The organism is Halorhodospira sp. 9621 (assembly GCF_022228055.1).
GTDB lineage: Bacteria > Pseudomonadota > Gammaproteobacteria > Nitrococcales > Halorhodospiraceae > Halorhodospira > Halorhodospira halophila_A.
In genome coordinates, this window is sequence record NZ_JAJNRD010000056.1 from 1 (window position 1) to 5,909 (window position 5,909).

5 protein-coding genes are annotated in these 5,909 nt (G+C 60.9%); 4 read left to right on the plus strand and 1 reads right to left on the minus strand.

From position 1 onward, the window contains the following. Positions 1-174: 174 nt before the first annotated feature. The 4 genes from LRF89_RS12765 (at position 175) to LRF89_RS12780 (ending at position 4,389) form a co-directional block, all read left to right on the plus strand. Positions 175-1,173, plus strand: coding sequence for a helix-turn-helix transcriptional regulator (locus LRF89_RS12765; protein WP_238637305.1), 999 nt, complete (start codon positions 175-177; stop codon positions 1,171-1,173). A 670-nt stretch (positions 1,174-1,843) separates the two neighbouring features. Then, a complete protein-coding gene (locus LRF89_RS12770; RefSeq protein WP_238637306.1) occupies positions 1,844-2,851 on the plus strand; it encodes a hypothetical protein in 1,008 nt (335 codons plus the stop codon). Between the two features lie 44 nt (positions 2,852-2,895). Continuing rightward, positions 2,896-3,915 (plus strand): hypothetical protein, encoded by a 1,020-nt coding sequence (locus LRF89_RS12775; protein WP_238637307.1) that lies wholly within the window; start codon positions 2,896-2,898, stop codon positions 3,913-3,915. A gap of 42 nt (positions 3,916-3,957) precedes the next feature. Further along, positions 3,958-4,389, plus strand: a complete 432-nt coding sequence (locus LRF89_RS12780; RefSeq protein WP_238637308.1) for a hypothetical protein — start codon at positions 3,958-3,960, stop codon at positions 4,387-4,389. A 53-nt stretch (positions 4,390-4,442) separates the two neighbouring features. Here the strand turns inward: LRF89_RS12780 and LRF89_RS12785 are convergent. Beyond that, a partial coding sequence (locus LRF89_RS12785; RefSeq protein WP_238637309.1) for a hypothetical protein occupies positions 4,443-5,909 on the minus strand: 1,467 nt, incomplete at its 5' end.

Consider the following 5,909-nt stretch of genomic DNA (forward strand, 5'->3'; position numbering starts at 1 on the left):
CTCGTCGGTGTGCCTTGGTCCGTGTAGCGGCCGAATCCCCACTGTGCTCCAGTCCTGCGACACGCTGTGTCGTCTGTCGGAGCGCTCACGCCAATGACCATGGGCTTGGCCAAGCCCCACCCGATCCCGCATGATGCTCGCTGGAATCCGCCCCAATCGCCCAGGGACCGAGCGATGACCGACACCCTCCTGCGCCAGTGGACGATGCTCCAGGCCATTCCCCGCTACCCGCGAGGGGTCAGTGCCCCTGGGTTGCACGAGCGGCTATCGAGTGAAGGCTACGACATCCGCCTGCGTACCGTGCAGCGGGATCTCAACACCCTCTCGCTGGAGTTCCCCTTGCTTTGTGAGCGTCAGGGCAACGAGCAGCGCTGGTCGTGGCGGGCCGATGCACCGGTACTCGACGTCCCCGGCCTATCACCGGCAGCCGCACTGGCCTTTCGTCTGGCCGAGCTGCACCTAGGTGGGCTGCTCGCTCCCGAAGCCCTGCGGGCACTGCAGCCACACTTCGAGGCCGCCAAGCGCGTGCTGGCCCATGGTGGCTCGCAGTTGGCGAACTGGCCGGACCGAGTGCGGGTGATCAGCCGCTCGCAGCCGCTGCTTGCGCCGCCCATCGAGCCGGAGGTGTACGACCGGGTCTGCCAGGGGCTGCTCGAAGGGCGCCAGCTCTATGTCCATTACCGAGCACGCAGCCGCGGCAATGAATTGAAGAGCTACCGGGTGCACCCGCTTGCGCTGGTGGTGCGTGACCCGGTCACCTACCTGGCTGCGACACTCCGCGATTACACGGATGTCCGTCAGCTCGCCCTGCACCGCGTCGAGGCGGCGGAATTGCTCGAAGACCCGGTCGCAGCCCCCGAGGGGTTCGATGTGGATGCCTACATCGAGGACAAGCGCGCTTTCGATCTCCCCGAGCAAAGTGAGCCCATCGATCTGCTGCTACGGATCAGCGCCGGTGTCGCCGAGCACCTGGGCGAGGCCCCCCTTGCCGCGGACCAGGTAATCGAGGCCTGCGACGACGGCTGGTACACCCTGCGGGCCTCCGTTCCGCTGACCGCACAGCTGCGCTGGTGGCTGTTGGGCTTTGGTCAGGCCGTGCAGGTTCTTGAGCCGCACGCGCTGCGTGAGGATATTGCCGCGGAGCTAAGGGCAGCGGCGCATGCCTATGAGTGAGGCCGAGTCCGATTCGCAGCGGCAATCAGGACTCGCGACACGAGGTGTCGTCGCCCCGTGTTCTCTTGGTTATGCTCCGGGAAGGACTCCTGACGTAGATTGGGGCAAAGCCCCCGCGCTCCCGGCTTCAGATCTAACCGATAAGGACCTTGAGCGCGCCGGGCTCGTGAACTGGCTAGAAACCGGTTCCCGGTTCCCCGATATAGAACCATCAGGTGGTGCTCTATCCAGCGCTGCTCCAGTTCCCCGAGCAGCATGTTATGCAGCCGTAGCCGAAGCCGTGTCACCTGGGCCGATATCGATGGCTCTCAACCGGAGCGGGCGCGACGTCGTTTGTCGCGTCTTATTGGTGTCATCGTTGGCGGGCACCGGGTAGCTTTCGCAAAGCCTCGTTTGCTATAAGGTTGCTGGGCTCCATCATCCCCCCAAGGTGCCCTATGGAGTAGGCCCGCAGAAGTCGGGTGGCTGGGCAGACGGTTCTGCCCATGAGCCGTCGTCTGCGGATTGTTGACAAGGACGAGTCGCCAGGGGGCTCGCATGGAACACGCCCATGGCCGGTTCTCTGCGTGTCCTGCGCGTTGGAGGCGCTCTGCCAGGTGGAGGCCTCGCTGCCCAGCGCGGCCGGCGTGCTGGCGACTCGCTAGGATCGCAAAAGACGGGAGAACCAATTATGACCAAGGATGATGATCCAAGTACAGACCAAGGAAACGAGCGGCGTCAAGAGAGCGAGACGCCCCATCCCACAGCTTTAGAGCAACCCAAGGAAGAAACGTCTAGTACCGGGGTTTGGGCCCGTTACTTCGCGGTGCGAGGTGCCATCTCCGGTGCGCCGCGTGTCGCATTTCTGGTTCTTGGCCTGCTGGCTGTAAGCGGCCTTCTAAGTGTTTTTGTCGAGCGGCTCGGTTGGGGTATGGTTTTTGAGTCCGCAAGGGCGCTGCTTGACGACTCAATGACCTCGGCGACGGTCAACACCTTTGTGCTCGTTGGCGTGAAAAGTGGACTTGAAATGATTCAGTCCGTCGAGGGTAGCGTCGGGATTGTCTCCGGAAATCTTGGGGCGTTAGTCGCTCATGGCCCTTACGAGCTTGTTGCTTTTGCCTTCCGTTTCTTCCTTCTGAGTATGGGACTGATCGCGGTGCAGATCAGTCTGCTTGAGGTCATCCAGCTTTCAGCCCTGCCGCTTTTAACGGGCCTCGGAGCCTTCATGCTCGCCTTTCAGCCCTCGATCAACTCGCTGTTTGGCCGGCTTGGGCGTTTCCTGATGGTTCTGGGCATCGTGATTTATTTTGTTTTCCCGGCAATACTGATGACAGTAGGGTCTGCCTACGAGACGCAACGCATCGATTCCGAGATCCAGAATACCGAGAACTTTGCGATACTCTCCGAGCGTGCTTCGGACCTGTCGTTGCGGGATCTGAGCTCGTCGTCGGGGCGCGACCAAGTCGTTTCTACCTTCACTGACGGTATACAGGGAACTTGGGACGCGTTTCTGAATATCGTGATTAGTTATTTGTTAATGTTCGTCATCGCTCCACTCGCCGCCGTAGGGCTGAGCTGGCTGTTAATTAGTCAGACGATGAAATCGTTGAACTACACAACCCCTGTTCAGAAAACAGAGGATGCAGGCCGCAAGACGCTGGACTGGTTGCGTCCGAAACGCAAGGGGGAACAGGCGTGAACGTCTCCACGTCTAGTTTTGGTAACCACGGAAAGGATAAAAATATGGTTCAAATCTCCCCTGTTAAGGCGGTGAGTATTGTGGCGGTTGCGTGTTTTTTTGCCGTGGCATGCGGCGACGTTGACTATTCAGCCGAAAACTTTTCGTACTTTGAGAGCCTTGCCGAGAGGAATCCGGAAGGAGCGGTGGATGAGTTGCGATACTTCGTTCACCAAAACCCGGAGCATGCCCCGGGCTTGCTGCTCTTATCGCGTCTTCTCGCTGAGCAAGCGACCGACGATCGGGAACTCTATCTCGCTCGGCACTACGTGCAGCAGGCTATTAGCCACTCTGAGGACGAAGCAGTTCGGGAAGAAGCTGAAGGCGAGTACTTACAAATACGCATTCGTCAAGATACAACGCCCGGTGATACCGGAGCCCTCGTCGAGCTGGCCGATTTCGCGGAGGATAATGAACGCTATGAGGAAGCGACGGAGTTCCTCCTGCAGGCCAGCTTTGAGCACGTCGGTGCCCAAGAGTACGGGGATGCCTTTTCGACTTTGGAGGATGCTCGAGATTTGCTTGATGCCCATGCTCCGGAGGAAGAGGCTGTCGGTGATCAATGGCTCCAGCTGCGGGAAGACTCCGATCACCTGATGGTGATCCTTGGCTTCCTTGAGAACGAGCTGACCGCGTCGCTTGATGCGGCGAGCGCAATCGAACGGCGCGGGGATAGCGAACCGCATGAGAGCCTGCCTCATCCAGAGCTCGTCACCGCGACGATTGAGGCGCTCGATGTCGTGGCGGGTGGTAGTTGGATGCCTTGGCCCGGTTCCGGAGGTGATGAGGAGACTGTCAGTGCCTCAGAGTTAATTGAGAACCTCGAACAGGCTGACGAGCTTAACCAGGTGGGTGGAGATGTGACGCGGCTGCGATTGAGTGCCCGTCTCTTTGATCGGCTCCGCGAGGATGCGGAAGAAGGCGATGCCGCGGATGCAGTCCGAGAGTACGCGGAGGAGCGCTTGGAGTACTATCGATCCAGCCTGGAGGAACAGGATCTTGATGGGGACTTGGTCAGCGGCTGATGCCGCTGACCTCCGGGCAGTACAACGCAAGGGTTGATTTTGATGGCGATGGAAGAACTCCCACTAGTCGCGTGGTTGGCAGGGCTGGCCATTTTTCTACTCATTGCTGGAGGGTTGGTTTACGTATTGCGCGCTAAAGGTCTCACGTATGGGCTGAATTTTTTCTTGTCCGTACCTTTCGCGTTACTTTTTGTGACTGCGACGATTACCTATGCTGCGGCAGCCGCGCCCTTGTTCATGATGGATGAAGGGGTTCGGGAGGCGGCTGTCGAGAACCTGGTCTGGGGCAGTGGCATATTTCTTGGCGCGCTCGCGCTAGGTTATCTGGGGAATGCTTTGAGGAGTACATTTCTCTTCGCGATCCCCTATACGCTTGCGCAGGGGGTCGTGGCCTCCCTGTCCGCTTTAGTCGTGGTGTTCCTGTTGCTTCGCACTATCGACAAGGACCGCAAGATCCCGACTGGTGGGTCTTAAGCCTGACGGAGGCAGAAAGAGCAGTGACTGCGGCGGGTTGTCGTTCGCCGCAGTCACTGTGAGGCGAGCGTATCGTCCGTAGCCGGAGCAAGGGCCACCGCCATGGCCTGCCGGCGGAGTTCGGATCGCTCGGTGTGGCGGCGGCGGGAGGGGTGGTCTTGCTCAGCACTCAATCCGATCTGCATGGCGAGCGCCTTGCTGGGCGCATGGCCACGATCGGCAAGTGGCTCGAGCAGGGGCAGCGCCTCGTGTCCGTAGAAGTGCGTGCCGAGCCCTGTGGCGAAGGCGTTGGCCAAAGAGGGCGACTGCCGGCGGAGGATCTCTTGCAGAGCGCAGTTGGCCGCCGTCAGCGCCTTCTGGCGCTGGGGCGACATTGAGCCGCGTCCCGGCCGTCGAATCCAGGCGGGTTGTTCCAAGGCTCTGTGGAGCAGTGCATCGGTCAACTGCCGTCGTTGCTCCTGCTCGGTGGCTGTTACGGTGCGGACAGCCAGTAGACCATGGTGGTTGGGCTCGGCCTGCTTGAGTAAATCCAGCAGTCCATCGGGGGTGGTGATCTCTCCGGCAAGTGCGCCGGTAACGTCGACACCATGCTGGTGGGCGAGGACCGCCAGTTGATAGTCAGCCTGCTGGGCCTCCAGGCGCTGATCGTCCGGCATGTCCCATCTCCACAGCGTGGAAGCGAAGGAATGCTTCGGCAATAAGTGCCGTCGCATCCGACAGCGTGCAGCCCAGATCTCGGCGATCTGCACCGGGCAGGCGGGGGCCCGGGCAAGGCGTGATAATCCCTGCAATGTCAGCGCGGCGTGGCGCCGCTCGACCAACCCCGCCTGTCGCAGGAACAACTCTGCGGCGGCTTGATCACCACTTTCGGACTCGTCCAGCAGGGCCGGGTAGCTTTCAACCTTAAGGCGTTTTTCTCTTCCTCGGTCGCGACTGCCTCGGTGGTGCGCGACAAGCGCCGGAACAACAGCACGGCCATGACCGGTGGTGCGTTGGGCCCGTCGTGCCACAGACGGTTCCACTGCAGTATTCACCAGGTGCAGATGTCGCCAGTTGCCGTCGATAGGGATGACGCGCCTTCGGTCGCCGCACGTATCTAGGCACACGGCATCTCCCGAGGCGACAAGCTCCTCCAGAGCCGCGGCATTCCGAATCCCCAGGTGTTGCAGGTGGCCCTCGAAGATGATCCTCTGCAGGTTCGGGCATTGGTCAAGATGAACCTGCTCGATGGATTGCGCCTCGTTGCCCTGCAGCGCGGCCCATTCCCCGCCACTAGCGACCAGTGCCTTTAGCCCAGAGGGCAGGGTGAGTGTCGGCCTTTTCGGGCCGTTCGCCAGATCTGGCGGTCCCAAGTGACACAAAACGTCCGCATCGAGGGCTTCCTGCGCATGTGCGGCGTCGCACAGCAGTGCCCCTCGCCACGGTCCTCTGGCTTTGCGGGCAGGAAGGCGAAGCGCTCGGGCGCCGCGTCGTGCACTGAGTTCTGCAATCGCTCCTTGAAGGGAAAGGCCGACGGGTTG

Excerpts from the sequence above, each read along its gene's own strand:
- LRF89_RS12775 (WP_238637307.1), top strand. The coding sequence starts at position 2,896 with ATGGTTCAAATCTCCCCTGTTAAGGCGGTGAGTATTGTGGCGGTTGCG.
- LRF89_RS12765 (WP_238637305.1), top strand. The coding sequence starts at position 175 with ATGACCGACACCCTCCTGCGCCAGTGGACGATGCTCCAGGCCATTCCC.
- LRF89_RS12780 (WP_238637308.1), top strand. The coding sequence starts at position 3,958 with ATGGCGATGGAAGAACTCCCACTAGTCGCGTGGTTGGCAGGGCTGGCC.
- LRF89_RS12770 (WP_238637306.1), top strand. The coding sequence starts at position 1,844 with ATGACCAAGGATGATGATCCAAGTACAGACCAAGGAAACGAGCGGCGT.